This is a genomic window from Streptomyces sp. NPDC054765 (genome assembly GCF_053612065.1).
In genome coordinates this window covers 12799-30457 of sequence record NZ_JBSHBP010000034.1, presented here as the reverse complement: position 1 = coordinate 30457, position 17659 = coordinate 12799, and the positions used below count along the sequence as shown (strand labels likewise).

Annotated in this window: 17 protein-coding genes; 8 read left to right on the top strand and 9 right to left on the bottom strand. The window is 70.9% G+C overall.

Annotated elements, in window-relative coordinates; all coding sequences use genetic code 11:
* Positions 1 to 269 precede the first annotated feature (269 nt).
* The 5 genes from ACWGJY_RS21550 to ACWGJY_RS21530 are packed head-to-tail and all read left to right on the top strand — an operon-like array spanning position 270 to position 6103.
* Positions 270 to 1637, top strand: a complete 1368-nt coding sequence (locus tag ACWGJY_RS21550; RefSeq protein WP_453262434.1) for a TrpB-like pyridoxal phosphate-dependent enzyme — start codon at positions 270 to 272, stop codon at positions 1635 to 1637.
* 15 nt (positions 1638 to 1652) lie between these two features.
* The gene (locus tag ACWGJY_RS21545; protein ID WP_453262433.1) at positions 1653 to 3455 is read left to right on the top strand and encodes a gamma-glutamyltransferase family protein; all 1803 of its coding nucleotides are present in this window, start codon (positions 1653 to 1655) and stop codon (positions 3453 to 3455) included.
* A 17-nt stretch (positions 3456 to 3472) separates the two neighbouring features.
* Complete coding sequence (locus ACWGJY_RS21540; RefSeq protein WP_453262432.1) at positions 3473 to 3961, top strand: VOC family protein; 489 nt, start codon at positions 3473 to 3475, stop codon at positions 3959 to 3961.
* Entirely contained in the window at positions 3958 to 4929 is a 972-nt protein-coding gene (locus ACWGJY_RS21535) for an L-tyrosine 3-hydroxylase (RefSeq protein ID WP_453262431.1), read from the top strand. Before ACWGJY_RS21540 ends, ACWGJY_RS21535 begins: the two co-directional genes overlap by 4 nt.
* On the top strand, positions 4919 to 6103 hold the full coding sequence (locus ACWGJY_RS21530) for an NAD(P)/FAD-dependent oxidoreductase (RefSeq protein ID WP_453262430.1): 1185 nt from the start codon (positions 4919 to 4921) through the stop codon (positions 6101 to 6103). The genes ACWGJY_RS21535 and ACWGJY_RS21530 overlap by 11 nt, the downstream gene beginning before the upstream one ends.
* 48 nt (positions 6104 to 6151) lie before the next feature.
* Here the strand turns inward: ACWGJY_RS21530 and ACWGJY_RS21525 are convergent, their stop codons facing one another.
* Genes ACWGJY_RS21525 through ACWGJY_RS21510 form a run of 4 tightly spaced genes read right to left on the bottom strand, consistent with a single transcriptional unit; the run spans position 6152 to position 10001 of the window.
* Positions 6152 to 6625, bottom strand: a complete 474-nt coding sequence (locus tag ACWGJY_RS21525) for an aminoacyl-tRNA deacylase (RefSeq protein ID WP_453262429.1) — start codon at positions 6623 to 6625, stop codon at positions 6152 to 6154.
* Positions 6626 to 6630: 5 nt separating this feature from the next.
* Complete coding sequence (locus ACWGJY_RS21520; RefSeq protein ID WP_453262428.1) at positions 6631 to 7185, bottom strand: flavin reductase family protein; 555 nt, start codon at positions 7183 to 7185, stop codon at positions 6631 to 6633.
* The gene (locus ACWGJY_RS21515) at positions 7172 to 8449 is read right to left on the bottom strand and encodes a cation:proton antiporter (protein ID WP_453262427.1); all 1278 of its coding nucleotides are present in this window, start codon (positions 8447 to 8449) and stop codon (positions 7172 to 7174) included. The genes ACWGJY_RS21520 and ACWGJY_RS21515 overlap by 14 nt, the downstream gene beginning before the upstream one ends.
* 1 nt (position 8450) lies before the next feature.
* Positions 8451 to 10001 (bottom strand): tryptophan halogenase family protein, encoded by a 1551-nt coding sequence (locus ACWGJY_RS21510; RefSeq protein ID WP_453262426.1) that lies wholly within the window; start codon positions 9999 to 10001, stop codon positions 8451 to 8453.
* A 210-nt stretch (positions 10002 to 10211) separates the two neighbouring features.
* Between ACWGJY_RS21510 and ACWGJY_RS21505 the strand changes: the two genes are divergently transcribed.
* On the top strand, positions 10212 to 10943 hold the full coding sequence (locus ACWGJY_RS21505; protein ID WP_453262425.1) for a LuxR C-terminal-related transcriptional regulator: 732 nt from the start codon (positions 10212 to 10214) through the stop codon (positions 10941 to 10943).
* Between the two features lie 82 nt (positions 10944 to 11025).
* On the opposite strand, the gene ACWGJY_RS21500 is transcribed toward ACWGJY_RS21505, so the two are convergent.
* Together ACWGJY_RS21500 and ACWGJY_RS21495 are read right to left on the bottom strand one after the other, a co-directional pair.
* Positions 11026 to 11661, bottom strand: coding sequence for a LysE family translocator (locus ACWGJY_RS21500; RefSeq protein WP_453262424.1), 636 nt, complete (start codon positions 11659 to 11661; stop codon positions 11026 to 11028).
* A 9-nt stretch (positions 11662 to 11670) separates the two neighbouring features.
* Positions 11671 to 12153, bottom strand: coding sequence for a tautomerase family protein (locus tag ACWGJY_RS21495; protein WP_453262423.1), 483 nt, complete (start codon positions 12151 to 12153; stop codon positions 11671 to 11673).
* Positions 12154 to 12269: 116 nt separating this feature from the next.
* Between ACWGJY_RS21495 and ACWGJY_RS21490 the strand changes: the two genes are divergently transcribed.
* Together ACWGJY_RS21490 and ACWGJY_RS21485 are read left to right on the top strand one after the other, a co-directional pair.
* On the top strand, positions 12270 to 13208 hold the full coding sequence (locus ACWGJY_RS21490; protein ID WP_453262422.1) for a LysR family transcriptional regulator: 939 nt from the start codon (positions 12270 to 12272) through the stop codon (positions 13206 to 13208).
* Between the two features lie 58 nt (positions 13209 to 13266).
* Positions 13267 to 14355, top strand: a complete 1089-nt coding sequence (locus ACWGJY_RS21485) for an NAD(P)-dependent alcohol dehydrogenase (RefSeq protein WP_453262421.1) — start codon at positions 13267 to 13269, stop codon at positions 14353 to 14355.
* An 87-nt stretch (positions 14356 to 14442) separates the two neighbouring features.
* On the opposite strand, the gene ACWGJY_RS21480 is transcribed toward ACWGJY_RS21485, so the two are convergent.
* From ACWGJY_RS21480 to ACWGJY_RS21470, 3 genes are all read right to left on the bottom strand, one after another.
* Positions 14443 to 15063 (bottom strand): L-threonylcarbamoyladenylate synthase, encoded by a 621-nt coding sequence (locus tag ACWGJY_RS21480; RefSeq protein ID WP_453262420.1) that lies wholly within the window; start codon positions 15061 to 15063, stop codon positions 14443 to 14445.
* A 120-nt stretch (positions 15064 to 15183) separates the two neighbouring features.
* On the bottom strand, positions 15184 to 16905 hold the full coding sequence (locus ACWGJY_RS21475; protein ID WP_453262419.1) for an acyl-CoA dehydrogenase family protein: 1722 nt from the start codon (positions 16903 to 16905) through the stop codon (positions 15184 to 15186).
* 128 nt (positions 16906 to 17033) lie between these two features.
* A complete protein-coding gene (locus ACWGJY_RS21470) occupies positions 17034 to 17591 on the bottom strand; it encodes a PadR family transcriptional regulator (RefSeq protein WP_453262418.1) in 558 nt (185 codons plus the stop codon).
* Positions 17592 to 17659 lie beyond the last annotated feature (68 nt).

The following is a 17659-nucleotide window of genomic DNA, read 5'->3' as shown; positions in this document are numbered from 1 at the left end:
GCTTGACCGGTTCTGGCGCCGCGTCCGGGTGAGCGGCTCGACGCAGCCCGGGGCGGCTCGGAGCGCCGCGTTGCTCGCATGCCACAGTCCACCAGCCGGAGCGCCCCCGCCGTGACACCCGCGCGCGGTTCCACGCCTTTCGGACTAGTTCCATCTGTGGAGTCCGGCGCCCGGTATCGGGCACAACAGACGAAGCTCGTGTGCTTCCGCCCTCCATACGATGCTCGCGCGTCGTCGTCGCACCCCGCTCTCGATGAAGGGAAGCACCGGTGTTGAAGCGAGTCCTGCTGTCAGAATCCGACCTGCCCGACCGTTGGTACAACATCCTTCCCGACCTTCCCGCGGCGCTCCCCGGCCCCCTCAACCCGACGACCATGGCGCCCCTGAAACCGGCGGACCTGACGGCGCTGCTGCCCGCGAAGGTCATCGAGCACGAGTTCACCCAGGAGCGCTGGGTGGACATCCCGGAGCAAATCCGGGACATCTACAAGATCTGGCGGCCCTCGCCGCTGTGCCGGGCGGAACGTCTGGAGCGGGCGCTCGACACACCGGCGCATATCTACTTCAAGTACGAGGGCGTGTCGCCCTCCGGGTCGCACAAGCCGAACACGGCCGTGGTGCAGGCATTTTACGCGGCGGAGGAGGGCATCCGACGGCTCACGACGGAGACCGGGGCGGGGCAGTGGGGCTCGGCGTTGTCGTTCGCCGGGGCGCTCTTCGGGCTGGAAGTGAACGTCTACATGGTCCGGGCCTCCTTCGAGCAGAAGCCCTACCGCAAGTCGCTGATGCAGAGCTGGGGCGCGCAGGTCCATGCCTCGCCGACCCGGCGGACCGCGGCGGGGCGCGACGCCCTGGCCAAGGACCCCGATTCGCCCGGGAGCATCGGCATCGCCATCAGCGAGGCCGTCGAGGACGCGCTCGGCCGGGACGACACCAAGTTCGCCCTGGGCTCGATCATGAACAATGTGCTGCTGCACCAGTCCGTGATCGGTCTGGAGGCGAAGAAGCAGATGGAGATCATGGGCGAGTACCCCGATGTGGTGATCGGGTGCGTCGGCGGCGGCTCGAACTACGCCGGACTCGCCTACCCGTTCCTGCAGGACCGGCTCAGCGGCGCCCGCCCGCGGACCCGGTTCCTCGCCGCGGAGCCCGAGGCCTGCCCCACCCTCACCCGCGGCAAGCTGGCGTACGACTATCCGGACACCGCCGGGCTCACCCCACCGCTGTACATGCACACCCTCGGGCACGACTTCATCCCCGGCCCCATCCACGCCGGCGGTCTGCGCTACCACGGCGACGCGCCCAGCCTGTGTCTGCTGAAGGAGCACGGGCTGGTGGAGGCCCGTGCCTTCCCGCAGACCGAGATCTTCGATGCGGCGGTGCGCTTCGCACGCAGCGAGGGCTTCGTCATCGCTCCGGAGTCGTCACACGGGCTCAAGGCGGCGCTCGTGGAGGCGCTGGCCGCTCGGGAGAGCGGGGAGGAGCGGGTGATCCTCTTCAATGTCTCCGGGCACGGCAACTTCGATCTGGCGGCCTTCGACTCCTTCCTCGCCGGCTCGCTGGAGAACCCGACCGTCTCGGACGCGCAGATAGCGGCGTCCTTGAGCGACCTGCCGTCGCCGTCGGCAGCGGACTGAGGCGCCCTCGTGGTCATGACGCGTCCCGAACTGCGGGGCACCTTCGGCGCGGTGTCCTCGACGCACTGGCTCGCCTCGGCAGCGGGGATGGCCGTACTGGAGCGCGGGGGCAATGCCTTCGACGCCGCCGTGGCAGCCGGCTTTGTACTGCAGGTCGTCGAACCGCATCTGAACGGGCCCGGCGGCGATGTGCCGATTCTCCTCTTCGACGCCGCCGACGGCGCTGTCCGCGTCATCTGCGGGCAGGGCCCCATGCCGGGGGCGGCCACTGCGGCGGCGTTCCGGAAGCTGGGCCTGCCCCGGATCCCCGGCTCCGGGCTGCTTCCGGCAACCGTTCCGGGGGCCTTCGGCGCGTGGCTGAAACTGCTGGAGCAGTACGGCACGCTGCGTCTGCGGCAGGTGCTGGATCATGCCATCGGCTATGCGGCGGACGGCTACCCGCTGCTGCCCAGGGCGGCCGGGGCGATTGGCGTCCTGGCCCCGCTCTTCCGGGGCGAGTGGGCCGAGTCGGGGCGCACCTATCTGGTGCACGGTGCCCCGCCGCCCGCCGGATCCCGCATGCGCAACCCCGTGCTCGCCGAGACCTACCGACGGGTGCTCAAGGAGGCGGAGGCCGCCGGGCCGGGTCGTGAGCGGCAGATTCGCGCCGCTCACCAGGCGTTCTACAGCGGATTCGTCGCCGAGGCCATTGACGGTCATCTGCGGCACGCTTCGGTCCTGGACGCCACCGGGCGGCGGCACAGCGGCCTTCTCACCGGTGACGACATGGCGCGCTGGGAGGTACGGACGGAGACCACGGCGAGCTGCCGGTACCGGGGAGTCGAGGTGCACAAGCCCGGTCCGTGGTCGCAGGGACCGGTCTTCCTCCAGCAGCTCGCGCTCCTGGAGGGCTTCGACCTCGCGGCCATGGGCCTGGACAGCGCCGACTACCTGCACACCGTCACAGAGTGCGCCAAGCTGGCCTACGCGGACCGCGAGGCCTGGTACGGGGACCCGGAGTTCACGGATGTGCCGCTGACCGCCCTCCTGGACCCCGGCTACACCCGGCAGCGCCGGCAACTCGTCGGCGACCGGGCCGCCGGTGCCTTGCGGCCCGGCGCTCCCGGGGGCCGGCGTCCCTGGATCCCCCCGGTGGACCGCGTGGAGCCGCCCGGCGGCCCGTACTGGCAGGGCCAGTTGTACGACGGCCTGCCGACCGTGGTCCCGCCGGTCGTGGCGATGACCGAGGCCCGGGGAGACACCTGCTGTCTGACGGTCACCGACCGCCACGGCAATATGGTGGCCGCCACTCCCAGCGGTGGCTGGCTCAAGAGTTCGCCGGTGATTCCGGGCCTCGGCTTTCCGCTCGGCACTCGGGGGCAGATGGCCTGGCTGGCGGACGGCCACCCGAACTCCCTCGCCCCGGGCAAGCGGCCCCGTACGACGCTGAGTCCCACCTTGGTCCTGCGCGACGGCCGGGCCCGGCTCGCGTTCGGCACGCCGGGCGGCGATCAGCAGGACCAGTGGACGCTGGGCTTCTTCCTGGCCCACACCGTCTTCGGGCACGATCTGCAACGCTCCGCCGAAACCCTCGCCTTCCACTCCGAGCATGTCCCGAGCTCCTTCACTCCCCGCACCCACCGGCCGCTTGCGGTGAAGGTCGAGAGCCGGTGCCCCGACGATGTCACGGCGGACCTCACCCGTCGTGGGCACGAGATCGAGCCCGTCCCCGACTGGTCGCTGGGCAAGGTGTGCGCCGTGGGCGTCGAGCCCGGCAACGGCATGGTCGTCGCGGCCGCGTCCCCGCGAGGCGAACAGGCCTACGCAGTCGCCAGATGAAAGGAAGACCGATACCTGTGGATGAACCCAAACCGCCGGGCGGAGCACTGCGGACCGGCCTGCACCATCTCGGGGTGGAGACCGCCGACCACGACAACTGTGTCGCCTGGTACACCGAGTTCTTCGGTGGCACCGTGGCCTGGACCCTCGACAGCTTCTCCGGCCTGACACGCGGCCGGCTGCCCGGAATCGTCCGGCTGACCGAGGTGGTGGCCGCGGGAACCCGCTTCCACCTCTTCTCCCGTGCGGCCTCCTACTCCCTCCCGCGGCCGGACCTCCTCCAGTTCCAGCATGTGTGCATGACCGCTGAGTCGACGGCGGAACTACAGGAGTGGCGCGACCGCTGGCAGCGGCTGTTCGCGTCGGGGAAGTACTCCTTCGCCCGGCCCGATCCCCCGACCGGGATCGTCGTGGACGGCGACCGGGTCAGCAGCTTCTACGCGTACGACGTGAACGGGCTGGAGTACGAGTTCACGCACATACCGGCGGAGGCCGAGGGGCGGTGACCACACAGGACGACGACTCGACCGCCGCTCTCCTGGATGCAGCTGTCCCCGAGTTCGGCGGCCGGGCCTACGGGCTGGAGCCCTTGTTCCTGCCGCTCCACCCGGCCCGGGGCGAGGAGGGCGGCGGCACGGATCCGAGCGGCCGGTACCCGGAGCTGTGGGGCGGAGGAACGGACGGGCCCCCGTCATCGCGCGGCCCGGGTGTCCCGGACTCGGCAGAGCAGTTGTTCTGGTTCCGGTGGATCACCGGCCATCAGCTGACGTTCCTGTTCTGGCAGGAGCTGCGACGGCAGGCGGCCGACGTCGCCGCGCCCCCGGGCGGTCCGGACGTCCCGCAGGCGGCCCGTCTGGTACGCGGCTACTCGGCCATGCTGCTCTACACCGCATCGTGCACCCGGGACGTCTACCACCGGCTCATCAGACCGAGCATGGTCCTGCACCATCCCGGTTTCGCCGGCGCCTGGGCCCGCGACTACGGGCCCGTCCGGGCGCTGTTACGGGGCCGCCTGCCGGCTGTTTGGGGCAGCCGGGCCGACGCGCTGCAACGGGAGTGCACGCTCAACGACGCCGTACACGAGGGCATCGCCCGCAAGCTGGTGCCCGACGCCCCCTCGCTGCTCCAGTCGTCGGCGGGCAGCGGCCGCATCCTGCCGAGGGATGTGCGAGCGGTGCTGTACGACACCTACTTCCTCACCCTCCGGGCATCCTCCGCACGGTCACAGGTCACCTCGCAACTGCTCCGCCGGGTGCGGGCCGTGCGCGACGACCTGGCCACCAACGGCCTGTACCCGCACTTCGCGTCCAGCCGGCCGGAGAAGCCGGATGCGCTGACGACACCGGACGTCGAAGAGTGCGAAGAGGCGATACCGCACCTCCTGAGCGCCATCGCCCGCGACGCCCTGGGGCGCCGGGCACTCGTCCCCGCTGCTGAGCGGCCCAGGGAAGGAACCGGAACTCATGGCACATGACGTGATCGTGGTGGGCGGCGGGATCGCCGGCTGCGCCTGCGCCGCACAGCTCGCCGCGCGCGGACTGAGCGTTCTCCTGCTGGAGCGCGGCCCGTTGGCGGGCGGCGCGACCGGCCGCAACCAGGGAGGGCTGCTGCCGAGCCCGCTGCCGGCCTGCGGCGGCCTGTTCGCGGAGGCGATCGCGTACTACGAACAGACCGAGCGGGAGGTCGAGGTGGACTTCCGCCTGCGCCCGCACGGCTATCTGCTGGTCGCCACCGACGAGGACAGCCTGGGCCGGGCCCGCAGCCACGGTGCGGCATTGACGGAAGCGGGATTCCCTTCGACGGAGATCGGCACCCGCGAACTCCTGGAGCTGGAGCCGGACCTCTCCCCGGGGCTGGCGGGCGCCGTGGCGGTCGAGGGGGCGTATGCCCTGCACCCCGTGCTGGCCGCCGCCGCCCTGGCCGAGCGTGCCCGGCGGGCGGGCGCGGAGATCGTCACGCACGCCGCGGTGCGCGGCCTGCTGCGGCGCGGTGACCGGGTGACCGGGGTGATCACCGATGACGGGCCGCTGCCGTCGGGCGCCGTCGTCCTCGCGGCGGGACCGTGGTCCAGGAGCCTGGCACAGCAGGCCGGGTCGGACATCCCGGTCTTCGGTGCGCGTGGCTGGCTGGTGCGTACCGCGCCCGTCACGGACACGGTGTTCCGGCACACGCTGATGCAGTCCACGTGGCACGGCTCGGGAGGGCTGAAGCGGCAGGGGCCGCCGTCGCTGGGCGAGGTGTCCGATGCCGGCCGGGCGTCCTCGGGCACCCAGGTGGTCTTCTCCCTGCAACCGCTGCCCGGCGGCGAGGTGGTGCTCGGCTCCAGCAGCGGACCCGCGCTACAGCTCGACGATGTGCGCGACGGCGAGCAGGCGGTTTCGCTGATCGCGGCGGCCGCCGCGCGCCACGCCCCGGCGCTGGCCAAGGCACCGGTGCGCGCGGCCTGGTCGGGGGTGCGGCCGATGTCCCCGGACGGTCTGCCGATCGTCGGCCCGGCACCGGGGGCCGCGGGTCTGTGGCTGCTGTCGGGATACGGCATCGACGGTATGCCGCTGGCGCCCGGGACCTCTCGGCTGCTGGCGGAGTATGTGACCGGGGTCCGTACTCCCGCGGCGGCCGAGCCGTTCAGCCCGGCCCGGTTCACCTGACCGAGGACGGCGTCCGGCGTGGGGAGCCGGCCGGGCCGGCTCCCGGCGTCACGAGGACAGCTCTTCGATCTTCGGGCCGACCAGTGCGATCAGGCGCTCGGCCTCGATCTTCACGGTCCGGTCGGCGCGGCCGCTGCCGCAGTAGACCGTGCCCATGCGGGTCACCGAGACATCGAAGACCGTCACGACGTCCGGCCGGTCGCACACCGGGCTGGCACCGCCCGGTTCCATGCCGAGCAGGCTCAGTTCCTCGGGCGCGGCCTGACGGAGCATCGCCCGTGACACGCCCGCCGCCCTGGCCAGCCGACCGTAGTGGACACGCCCGCTGACCGGCAGTGCGGCCAGCACGAAGACCTCGTCCCTGGTCCTGAACACCATGGTTTTCAGGAGGTCTTCGGTGGCGAGACCGAGTGTGGTCTCGGCGTCGTGCTGCCCCACGATGGGGACGTGATCCAGGACCGTGAACGGCACCCCGGACTTCCGGAGCACCTCCTCGGGCGTCAACACCTCGCTGCGTTCCACGGCACTCACTCCTCGTAGTCGGAATCCGTCACGCTACCGCGCACGGGCCATGCGGCGTACTGCCGCAGTCCGTAGAGGAGCGGCGGGTGTCCGGCCGTGGCAGCGGCACTGACCCGGAGTACGTGCCCGACGACCACGGTGTGGTCGCCGGCCTGCAGGGCGCTTGTCACCCGGCAGTCGCCGATGCCGTGGGCGGCGTCCCGTAGATGCGGGCCGCCCGCGTCACCGGGAAGCTGCCAGGGTGTCGCGCGGAACCGGTCCGGGTCACCGGAGGCGAACAGTTCCGCCACGTCCCGTGCACCGTGATGCAGCAGGTTGACGCTGAAGGTCCCGGTGCTGACCAGCGCATCCAGCGTGGGGCTGGTGCTGCGCAGGCACACCAGCAGCGTGGGCGGTGCCAGGGCGACGCTGCACAAGGACGAGCACGTCATGCCCCACGGCCGTCCGGCCGTGTCCAGCGCGCCGATCACCGCGACACCGGTGGGGAAGAGGGACATCAAGGCCCGGAACTCCCCCTCGCCTGCGAGCTGTTCCCGGGCGGCCGCTTCAGGCGTCGTCATGCGAGGGCACCTCTTCGGACTCGGGGAGCGACCCGGTAGCGGTCTTCCCGTACCGCCTCTCCACCAGCGACAGCAACGGCCCGGTGGCGGCGGTGGTGATCAGCGCCATCAGCGCCAGGACAAGGAAGAGCCCGGGGGTGAGTATCGCCGCGGAGACTCCCGCCTGGAGCACGGCGATCTCGGTCAGCCCGCGCGTGTTCATCAGCACCCCGATACGCAGCGCGGTGCCGGTGGGCAGCCGGGCGGCGCGCGCTCCGGCGTAGCCCCCGGCGACCTTGGCCACGACCGCGAGCAGCAACGCCAGGGCCAGGGTCGCCCAGGAGAACCCGCCCGGTCCCTTGGTGCCCAGCGCAAGCCCGGTCGTCACGAAGAACACCGGCACCAGCAGCCGCCCGAGCCGCGCCACGGCCCGCACGGGCCGCGCCCACGGCCCCTCCCCGCCGTCCCGGGGGACGGCGAGCCCGACCAGCACGGCGCCGTAGATCGCAGTGAGCCCGGCACGCTCGGTGGCGAGGGCCGCCAGGACCGCCAGCGCACCGAGCGCCGCCCCGGTGACGGCCGGCCACCGCGCGCACAGCGCTGCCACGGCCTTCCGGCGCAGCACCAGCCGGACCGCTACGACGGCCGGCGCGCCGCCGGCGATGACGGCAACGGCCTGCACGAGCCGTCCGCCGTCGCCGGCGGCGGCCACCAGCGCGCCCGTCAGGATCAGCCAGGTCAGGGCGTCGATGGACACGGCGGTGAGGACGGACAGCCGGCCCTCCGGCGAGTCCAGCATGCCCCGGTCGGTGAGGATGCGGACCAGCACCGGCACGGCGGTGACCGCCAGCGCTGCGGCGAGCAGCAGTACCAGCGCCGCGGCCGGGGCCGTCCCGCGTTCCGCGGGGATGTCCCGCCACCCCACCCAGGCGGCGAGGAGACCCCCCGCCACCAGCCCGGGTGCCAGGGAACCCGTCAGCAGCCAGGCGTAGGAGCGCGGTGTGACCTCGCTCCGGCGCGGCCGCACAAAGTGCCCGGCGCCCGCGAGATACAGCGCGAGACCGGCCACGCCGACCGTGTGCAGATACCCGATCGCGTCCGGCGGCAACAGCGCCGTGGTGACGCGCGGCCCGGCCACCGCCGTGAGGACGGGCACGAGCACCAGCCCGAGGGCGATCTCACCGATCACCGGCGGCTGGCGCACCCGTCGGGCCGTCCCGGAGGCCAGGCGGGCCACGACGAGTACGCCCACCAGCGCCGCCGCGGCCTGGAGCACGGCCGCCATGTCAGCGCATCCTGGACAGGTACTCCACCTGGCTGGGCAGGGTGTCCAGCAGAGTTCGCGCCTGGATGCGGACCCGTTCCAGCTCGCGCCGGGCGCGGCCGGGGTCGAACAGGTCCAGCGCGGGCGGATGGTGCAGCGGGATGCCGCCGAGCCCCAGGACCATGCACACATACGAGTAGGGCTCGAAGGCGTGGTAGTAGGGGTAGGTGGTGTCGTTGTCCGGCAGCTTGCGCTGCCACTGCTCCAGGCGCAGCGCCATGTCATCGGGCAGCTGCCTGCGCTTCGCGTCGCGCCAGTAGGCGTTGTCCGCGCGGGCCGCGCCCCGGTAATGCAGGATCAGGAACTCACGGACCCCTTCGATGGCCCTGGCCGTGCTGAGGTTGTAGCCGTCGCGCAGCACTCCGGCATCCCGCTCGGTGCCGGGGAAGTACCTGACGAGTTGCTCGATCGCGTGCTGGATCAGGAAAATGCCGGTGGACTGCAGCGGTTCCACGAACCCGGCGGACAGACCGATGCCCACGCAGTTGTGCACCCAGGCACGGCTGCTGCGGCCGATCCGCATACGGATGTGATTGGCCTCCAGGCCCTCGGCCGCGGGGCCGACGAAGTCGCGCAGCGCCCGCTCGGCCTCCGCCGGCTCGCAGTACTCGCTCGCGTAGACGTATCCGGTGCCGATCCGGTCGTACAGCGGAATGGTCCAGATCCACCCCGCGTCCTGGGCCGTGGCCGTGGTGCACGGTCTGATGCCCTCCTGCGCGGTGTCGACCGGGACCCGCAGGGCCACCGCCCGGTCGTTGGGCAGGGAGTCCCGGAAGGAGAGGAAGGGCTCTTCCATGGCCTGGCCGAGCAGCCTGCTGCGGAAGCCGGAGCAGTCGACGTACAGGCCGGCCCGCAGTTCCCCGTTCTCCTGGGTGACGAGGTGGTCGATCCCACCGTGTTCGTCGAGCCGGACGTCGACCACGTCGTCGATGATCCGGCGGACACCGCGCTTGACCGCGTACCGGGCCAGGAAGTCCGCGAGCAGGGAGGCGTCGAAGTGGTAGGCGTAGGGGAATTGGGTGTTCTGCTCGGCAAGGGTCGTACGGTAGAGCGGGCGGTCGGGGGCCTCGGCGAAGTCCTGCTCGAAGAGCCGGCCGTCCAGGTGTCGTGGTGAGGCCTTGGCGTCGCAGAGCCAGGGGATCAGGAAGCAGTCCCGGTCGAAGCGGTCCGTCGGGCCGACCCGCTGCCACCAGTCGGTGAGCGGCACCCCGTCGACGACTCGCATCCGTTCGAAGGGATGATAGAAACAGTCTCCCGGTGCCCGCCAATTCTCCAGCCGCACCGCCAGTTTGTACGTGCCGTTGCACTCCGGCATCCAGTCCGCCTCGCTGAGCCCGAGGTAGTCGAAGAAATGCCGGACCGTGCTGAAGGTGGCCTCCCCCACCCCGATGGTGCCGATCCGCCGGGACTCCACGACCGTGACGTCGATGCGGTCCGCGAACGCCGCCCGCAGGTAGGAGGCCGTCATCCACCCCGCCGTGCCGCCGCCCAGAATCACCACGCTCTGTGTCATGGCCTTGACTCTAGGTTCGACCGTGAGGCGGCGTCCTCAGCACATCGAGCCGATCACGGCAGCTGTGCACGCCGAAAGGACTAGGCCGAAGTGGCCAGACGCAGACGCCGAACATGCCACGGGAACGTGGCGGAAAAGTAGTGCCCTGTCCACCGGAAGAGCGGGAGAAGATGTGATTTGTTCGATTCGGACGACTATGCGAGGCAACCCATGGGTGCAGCTCGATCCGAACAGACGCCGGCACCCGGGGACGGTGGCTTCGCCGAGAATCCCGGAACCTTACGCATCTTTCTGATCGACGACTCCAGCCTCGTACACGCCGGGCTGGTCCATATCTTCCGGAACCTTCCCGATCTCAGCCTGGTGGGCGGCGCCCGGGACAGCGGCGCAGCACTGGAAGCCTGCCTCGACACCTCGCTCGACGCGCTCGTCGTCAACGCCTCCTGCCGGTCCATCGATGTGGCCCACCTGGTGCGCCGGGCGGCCCACTACTCCGAGTCCGGCGCCTCCAGAATGCTGCTGCTGACCAACGACGTCGATGACCCCATCTGCCTGGAAGCCGAGAAGCTGGGCGCCGGGGGCGCAGTGCTGACCTGGGAGGCACCGGGACATCTGGTCTCCGCGCTCAGGCTGGTGGCGCGGGGGTACCGGATCCGCCCGCCGGGCTGCGACACCTCGCGCCGCGCCGCCCCGACAGGAGGGACGGTCCGGCACGAGGCATTCGAACTGCTCACCCTCCGCGAGCGGCAGGTGCTGCAGTTGATGGCGCGCGGAATGAAGAACGTGGAAATCGCCGCGGAACTCGTCGTGAGCGAAAGCACGGTCAAGACGCATGTACAGAATGTGCTCGTCAAGCTCGGCCTGCGCAATCGCGCCAGCGCGGTCGCGGCCGCCTACGAACTGGGCATCGCACGGGCCGGGATGACGGGCCGTCGGCCATGACGGCCTCGGCGTAGCGATATCGGCACCGGCATCGGCATCGGCATCGGCATCGGCATCGAGGAAGCGTGCGGAATTGCCCTTCTCAGTCCCGGCCGCTGAACGCCAGACGGATCCCCAGGGCGACCATCACCACGCCCGACACCCCGCCGATACAGGACAGCCTGCGCGGCGAACCGGACAGCCAGTTGCGTGCCGTACCCGCGAGCAGCCCCCACGACGCGTCGGAGATCAGCGCGATCAGCACACAGATCGCCCCGAGCAACAGCAATTGCAGCGGCACATTTCCCGCAGCGGGATCCATGAACTGCGGCAGCACCGCAGTGAAGATCAGCAGCCCCTTCGGATTGCTGACCCCGACCACGAACCCCTCCCGCAGGATCCGGCCCGCGCTTTCGGCCTTCGGCGTACCACCGTCGGTGACCGCCAGCAGCCGGCGATTGCGCCATGCCTGCACTCCCAGGTAGACGAGATAGAGCGCACCGGCGAACTTCAGCACCGAGAAGACGAGCAACGAGCGCTCGACGATGCTCCCCAGCCCGAAGGCCACCAGCGCCACCTGCACCAGCAACCCCAACTCATTACCCACCGCCGTGAACACCGCGGCCCGCCGCCCGAGCGCGACACCACGGCTGACGACGAACAGGACGCTCGGCCCCGGCACAGCGATCAAGAGGGCCACAGCAGTCACGAAGACGGCAAGACGGTCTAATTCGATCATGACGACAGGTTACCCACCGCATTCACTGGGTGATGTGGTTTCCGGTGTGCTGGTGGGGTGACTGTGGCCGGGGGGCCGGCGGGCGGCGGGGTCGGCAGGCGCGTTCCCGGCCCGGCGGTAGTGGTCGAATTGGGTCACTCCGTTGTAGCCGTAGCTCTCGGGGTGCAGTTCATGCAGGGCGACGCCGGACCGGACAAGCGGGCCGAGGAGGTCCGACAGCAGTTCGCCGGCCCTGGCGATGAAGGCGCCCTTCTCCGCGGCGCTGTTCGTGCCCAGGGTGAGACCGGCCTCCAGATGCGCGTCGCCGCCACCGGTCAGGGGCTTGCCGTCGACGTAGTAACTGCCGCCCGGAACCAGGTTGATGTGGACGATGGTCCGCGCGCTGGACTTGTGCAGGACCGAGCCCGCCAGCCGGGTCAGCCCCTCGGCAAGGGCGCACTGGACGTCGACCGGCAGGTCGGGGTCGGGGATGGTGACCCGGAAGTACGGCATGGCTCTCCTCGGCGTGCTCGGTGGGTGTCCGCCGGAGCCGGCGGCACGGACCAAGCGTCGCCAACCTGGCACCATAGATCCAACGCATCCTTGTCATGGAGGTATGAGGCGGCCGCATGACCGTGAATCTCCCCCAGTTGCGGGCTCTCCTCGCCGTGGTCGACGCCGGCGGTTTCAGTGCGGCCGCCGCCGAGCTGGGCATCAGCCAGTCAGCGGTCTCGCACGCCGTCGCCGCCCTGGAACGCGAACTGGCCGCACCGCTCCTGGTCCGCGCCGCCCCGGCCCGGCCCACGGCGCTCGGGGAGCGGGTCCTGCCGCACGCCCGTATCGCGCTGTCGGCGGCCCGGTCCGTGGAGCAGATCGCGGCCGAGGCCACCGCGACCATGTCCGGCACCGTGCGGCTGGCCGCCACCCCCACGGTCTGCCAGGGCCTGGTCCCCGGGCTGCTGCGGCACTGGGCCGCGGACCAACCGCGGGTCACGGTACGGGTCTTCGAGGGCGACAGCGCCGAGTCCACGGCCTGGCTGGAGGACGGGACGGCCGATGCCGCGATCCTGATCGACCCGCCACCGGGTCCAGGCGTCCAGCTCGCCCTGGACTGCTACCGGGCCTTGCTGCCGCGGGACCATCCCTTGGCGGACGAGCCACTCGTCGACCTCCGCGACCTGGAGGACGACCCGTTCCTGATCTCGCCCCATGCCTGCGAAGCCCGCATCCGTACGATCCATGGTCTGGCCGGGCTGCGCTTCACCCCCACTCACCGGGTACGGGACCTGGCGACCCTGATCAGCATGGTGCAGGCGGGAATCGGTGTGACCGTCCTGTCCGAGGTCTCCCGCTCCGTGATCCCCCCTGACCTGGTCCTGCTGCCGTTGAAGCCCCAGATCTCGCGCCGCCTCGTACTGACCGGACCACGTGCCCGCCCCTGGCACCCGGCGATCCGCGCCTTGGCAGAGTCTGCCGCCGGCCGTCCGGCCCGGACGGATGCCCAGCCGCCCGGGTCGGCGGAAGGAGCGGCGCAAGAGAGATCCCCCATGGGCCCGGCCCTTCGCTGACCACCGCTCCTTGCCCATCGCCCGGCCACGGTGCCGTGCCCGACAGTTCAAGGAACCCATGCGTATACAGGCAGCTCTGGTGGAGTCCCCTGGGGGCCCCTTCACCCTCCGCGACATCGATATCGAAGCTCCCCGGCCGGACGAAATCCTGGTCCGAATCACCGCGGCGGGCATCTGCCACACCGACCTCAGCGTCCGGCGGACCTGGCCTCGCAGCCCCATGGTCTTCGGTCACGAGGGCGCCGGTGTCGTGGCAGCCGTCGGTGCGGCGGTGACCACCGTGGCCCCCGGCGACAGTGTGTGCCTGAGCTATCGCAGTTGCGGCGCCTGCGGCCAGTGCCTGTCCGGCCACCCCGCCTACTGCGAGACGGGCATCAACGCCCTCAACGCCAGCGGTTCCCGTCCGGACGGCAGCACCGGACTCTCCCGGGCCGGCGCCCCGGTCTTCGGCAACTTCTTCGGACAGTCCAGCTTCGCGACCCACGCCCTCGCCCATGAGAGCAACACCGTCAAGATCCCCGCCGGCTTCCCACCGGTGCTTGCCGCTCCGCTCGGCTGTGGCGTACAGACCGGGGCGGGCACGGTCCTCAACGTGCTGCAGCCCCCGCGGGGTTCGTCCCTGGCGGTCTTCGGTGCCGGAGGCGTGGGGCTGAGTGCGGTCATGGCCGCCGTCGCTGAAGGCTGCACCGTCATCGCTGTCGACCCGGTCGCCTCCCGGCGCACGGTGGCCATGGACCTCGGCGCCGCGGCGGCGATCGACCCCGCAGCCGTCGGCGATGTCGCCACGGCCGTCCGCGACCTGAGCGGCAACGGAACGCACTACGCCATCGACACCACCGGGCAGCCGGACGTGGTCTCCCAGGCCATCACGGCCCTGCGACAGCAAGGGACACTGGCTCTGGTCGGCATCGGCGCGCGGGCCGAGTTCGACATCATGACCGTGCTGACGAAGGGGATCCGGATCCGTGGCGTGATCGAAGGGGACGCGGTGCCTTCCGAGTTCATCCCCCGGCTCATCGCCCTGCACCGGCAGGGCACCCTCCCGGTCGAGAAGCTCATCACCGAATTCCCCTTCGGCGACATCGAGGCGGCCGCGCACGCCGCCTCCACGGGCCGGGTCATCAAGCCCGTGCTGACCTTCGACTGAGCCGGGCCGTCCGCGGCGGCGGCGTGCCGGACCGGACACCCGCACAGGTCACCGCGCGACCGCGGCAGCCATGACGCCGCCGCCCGGCTACTCGAATCGTGCGGCGTCGCCGGCCCCTCGGCGTACGATCTCGGCGTCGCCGCCGGAGAAGTCGATCACCGTGGTCGGCTCGGTGCCGCAGTCGCCGGAGTCGATCACTGCGTCCACCACATGGTCGAGCCGTTCCTTGATCTCCCATCCCTGCGTCAGCGGCTCGTCCTCGTCGGGCAGCAGCAGGGTGCTGGAGAGCAGCGGCTCACCGAGTTCGGCGAGCAGGGCCTGGGTGACGACATGGTCCGGGATCCGGACTCCGACGGTCTTCTTCTTCGGGTGCAGCAGCTGGCGCGGCACCTCCTTCGTCGCGGGGAGGATGAAGGTGTAGCTGCCGGGTGTCGCCGCCTTGATCGCGCGGAACACGTCATTGTCGATCTGCACGAACTGCCCCAGCTGCGCAAAGTTCTGGCACACAAGGGTGAAGTGGTGGCGGTCGTCGAGGTTCCGGATCGACCGGATCCGGTCGATGCCGTCGCGGCTGCCCAGCTGGCATCCCAGCGCGAAACAGGAGTCCGTCGGATACGCGATGAGCGCGCCGGAGCGGATGCTGTCGGCCACCGTGCTGATGGTGCGCCGCTGGGGGTTCTCGGGGTGCACATCGAAATACTTCGCCATCCACCGACCCTACGTGATCAGGACACCCGCGCTCACCTCGCAGGACCGGCAGGCCCGGCCGACCCGTGCGGGTCTGGCCGGACCTGCCGGTCCGGGGTGCGCAGCCCGGGGGCTCCGTGGCTACGGGGCCATCTCGTAAGCCCCGGCCAGCGCCTCGACGCGCTCCCAGACGCGCGTCGAGCGGGCGTCGTCGACGACCGGGCGGCGGACCGCGCCCAGTGCCCAGCGCTGCTGTTCCTCGGTGGCGGAATCCTTGCCGTGCAGCTCGACGGCGTGTGCGGAGAAGTCGCGTACGAGGACGGCGAACAGCTCGTCGAGCACATCGGCGTCGAGCCCGGCCAGGCGCGCCTGCTCCAGGATCAGCTGCCCGTGCACGACCAGCGCGAACAACTGGCCCACGGCGAGCAGCAGATCGAGGTCGCGGCTCTGCTCCTCACCGGGGGCGGCGGTGGTGACGAAGGTGCAGAGGGCGTCCGCCTGCTCGCGGAAGCGGGCGACGTTGGGCACCTCGGCGTAGGCGTCGTAGGCGGCGCGCCAGTCGTGGAAGCGGATGGCGCCCAGGCCGCGGGCCGGTCCCTGCCGGAAGAGGAATGCGTCGTCGGCCGCGTCGAGCCGGCTCGGCACGGGCGGGTACTCGGCCGGGTTCAGCAGGTGGTTGCCCATGAACTTGAGGATCAGGGCGAGGTTGACGTGGACCGTGCCCTCCAGCTTCGGCAGGCCCCGGATCTCGGTGGCGGCCTGGGCGAAGTAGGTGTCCTTCTCGAAGCCCTTGGCCGCGATGACGTCCCACATCAGGTCGATGACCTTCTCGCCCTCGGTGGTCACCTTCATCTTCGTCATCGGGTTGAACAGCAGATAGCGGCGGTCGTCGGGGCCGGCGGAGCGGAAGTAGTCGACGGCGCGGTCGCTGAACAGCTTCATCCCGACGAGGCGGACGTAGGCGTCGGTCAGCTCGCGGCGCACATGCGGGAAGGCGGTGACGGGGCGGCCGTAGAGGATGCGGTTCTGCGCGTGGGTGACGGCCTCGTACATCGCGTGCTCGCAGATGCCGATGGCACCCGTGCAGAGGTTGAACTTGCCGACGTTGACGGTGTTGAGGGCGGCGTCAAAGGCGGCGCGTCCGGTGTGCAGGATGTCGTCCGGGCCGACCGGGTAGTCGTCGAGGCGGAACTCGCTGACGTACTTGGAGGAGTCGACGACGTTCTTCACGAGGTGGTAGGCGGGGTGGCGGCTGTCGGCGGCGAAGAAGACATAGCCGTCCGGTCCCTCGATATCGGTGCGGCGGCCGAAGACGGAGACGAGTCCGGCGGCGTTGCCGTTGCCGATGTAGTACTTGGAGCCGGTGGCCCGGAAGCCGCCGTCGCCGTCGGGCTCCAGCAGCATGTCGGTGGAGTAGATGTCGGCGCCGTGGGCCTTCTCGGACAGGCCGAAGGCGAACACCTCGCCCTGGGCGAGGAGGTCGGCGGCGCGGGCGCGGACGGCGGCGTTGTCGCTCTGCCAGACCGGGCCGAGACCGAGGATGGTGACCTGCCAGGCGTACCAGTAGTCGAGCCCGTAGAAGCCGAATATCTCGTTGAGGGCGGCGATCCGGGCGGTGTCCCAGCGCTTGTCCTGCTGTCCGCCGGCGGCGGAGGCCGGGGTCAGGAAGGTCGCGAAGAGGCCTTCCTTGGCGGAGAACGCGAGGAAGTCCGCCAGCCACGCGCGGGAGCGGTAGTCCTCGATCAGCTTGCGCTTGCCGCGGTCCTCGAACCAGTCGACGGTGGCGCGCAGCAGCCTGCGGGTCTCGGGGTCGAAGTGCGCCGGGTCGTAGGTGCGCGGGTTGAACAGCAGCTGGTCGGCCATGAAGGAGTCGCCTTTCCGGCTTGGGGGTTGAGGGACTTGGGCGGGAGGGTTTCGGGGCCGTGACGGGGACGGCGGGGCGGTGCGGTCAGACGGCGGCGGGGCGGGAAGGGGGCCCGTCGGTGCCGGGTTCAGCCCGTGGAGCCGAGGCGGCGGAGGGTGGCGAGTACGTCGTCGAGCCAGGCGAGGGTCATGCGCTCGTACGCGATGCCGCCGCGCAGCACGACGTGCTGGAGCTCTTGCCCGGCGTCGGGCGCGGCGGGGGCCTCGGGTCCGGTGAAGTCCCGCCGCTCGCCCGCGAGATAGTGCGCGAGCCGGTCGGTGTGTGCCTGGTGGTGCCGCTCGACCTCGCGGATCAGCGCGGCCGGGTCGTCGAAGGCCGCACCGCGGATCTTCACGGCGAGGTCGTGCCGGACGCTCTCGGGTTCGATCGGCTCGTTCAGCCACTCGGAGAGCGCGGCCCTGCCGGGGGCGGCGACGGAGTACACCTTCTTGTCCGGCCTGGCCTGCTGCGGCACCTCGCGGACCTGGAGCCGGCCGTCGCTCTCCATGCGTTTGAGGACGCGGTAGATCTGCTGATGGGTGGCGGTCCAGAAGTATCCGATGGACCGCTCGAACCGCCGGGCCAGCTCATAGCCGGAGCCCGGCTTCTCCAGCAGAGAGACGAGGATCGCGTGTTCGAGCGCCATGCCCCGATCCTTCTATGCAACTCGTTGCATAGACAAGTGGGAACCGCCCGGGTGAGACACGGCTCACC

Excerpts from the sequence above, each read along its gene's own strand:
- ACWGJY_RS21545 (WP_453262433.1), top strand. The coding sequence starts at position 1,653 with ATGACGCGTCCCGAACTGCGGGGCACCTTCGGCGCGGTGTCCTCGACG.
- ACWGJY_RS21530 (WP_453262430.1), top strand. The coding sequence starts at position 4,919 with ATGGCACATGACGTGATCGTGGTGGGCGGCGGGATCGCCGGCTGCGCC.
- ACWGJY_RS21520 (WP_453262428.1), bottom strand. The coding sequence starts at position 7,185 with ATGACGACGCCTGAAGCGGCCGCCCGGGAACAGCTCGCAGGCGAGGGG.
- ACWGJY_RS21515 (WP_453262427.1), bottom strand. The coding sequence starts at position 8,449 with ATGGCGGCCGTGCTCCAGGCCGCGGCGGCGCTGGTGGGCGTACTCGTC.
- ACWGJY_RS21510 (WP_453262426.1), bottom strand. The coding sequence starts at position 10,001 with ATGACACAGAGCGTGGTGATTCTGGGCGGCGGCACGGCGGGGTGGATG.
- ACWGJY_RS21505 (WP_453262425.1), top strand. The coding sequence starts at position 10,212 with ATGGGTGCAGCTCGATCCGAACAGACGCCGGCACCCGGGGACGGTGGC.
- ACWGJY_RS21500 (WP_453262424.1), bottom strand. The coding sequence starts at position 11,661 with ATGATCGAATTAGACCGTCTTGCCGTCTTCGTGACTGCTGTGGCCCTC.
- ACWGJY_RS21495 (WP_453262423.1), bottom strand. The coding sequence starts at position 12,153 with ATGCCGTACTTCCGGGTCACCATCCCCGACCCCGACCTGCCGGTCGAC.
- ACWGJY_RS21490 (WP_453262422.1), top strand. The coding sequence starts at position 12,270 with ATGACCGTGAATCTCCCCCAGTTGCGGGCTCTCCTCGCCGTGGTCGAC.
- ACWGJY_RS21485 (WP_453262421.1), top strand. The coding sequence starts at position 13,267 with ATGCGTATACAGGCAGCTCTGGTGGAGTCCCCTGGGGGCCCCTTCACC.
- ACWGJY_RS21480 (WP_453262420.1), bottom strand. The coding sequence starts at position 15,063 with ATGGCGAAGTATTTCGATGTGCACCCCGAGAACCCCCAGCGGCGCACC.
- ACWGJY_RS21475 (WP_453262419.1), bottom strand. The coding sequence starts at position 16,905 with ATGGCCGACCAGCTGCTGTTCAACCCGCGCACCTACGACCCGGCGCAC.
- ACWGJY_RS21470 (WP_453262418.1), bottom strand. The coding sequence starts at position 17,591 with ATGGCGCTCGAACACGCGATCCTCGTCTCTCTGCTGGAGAAGCCGGGC.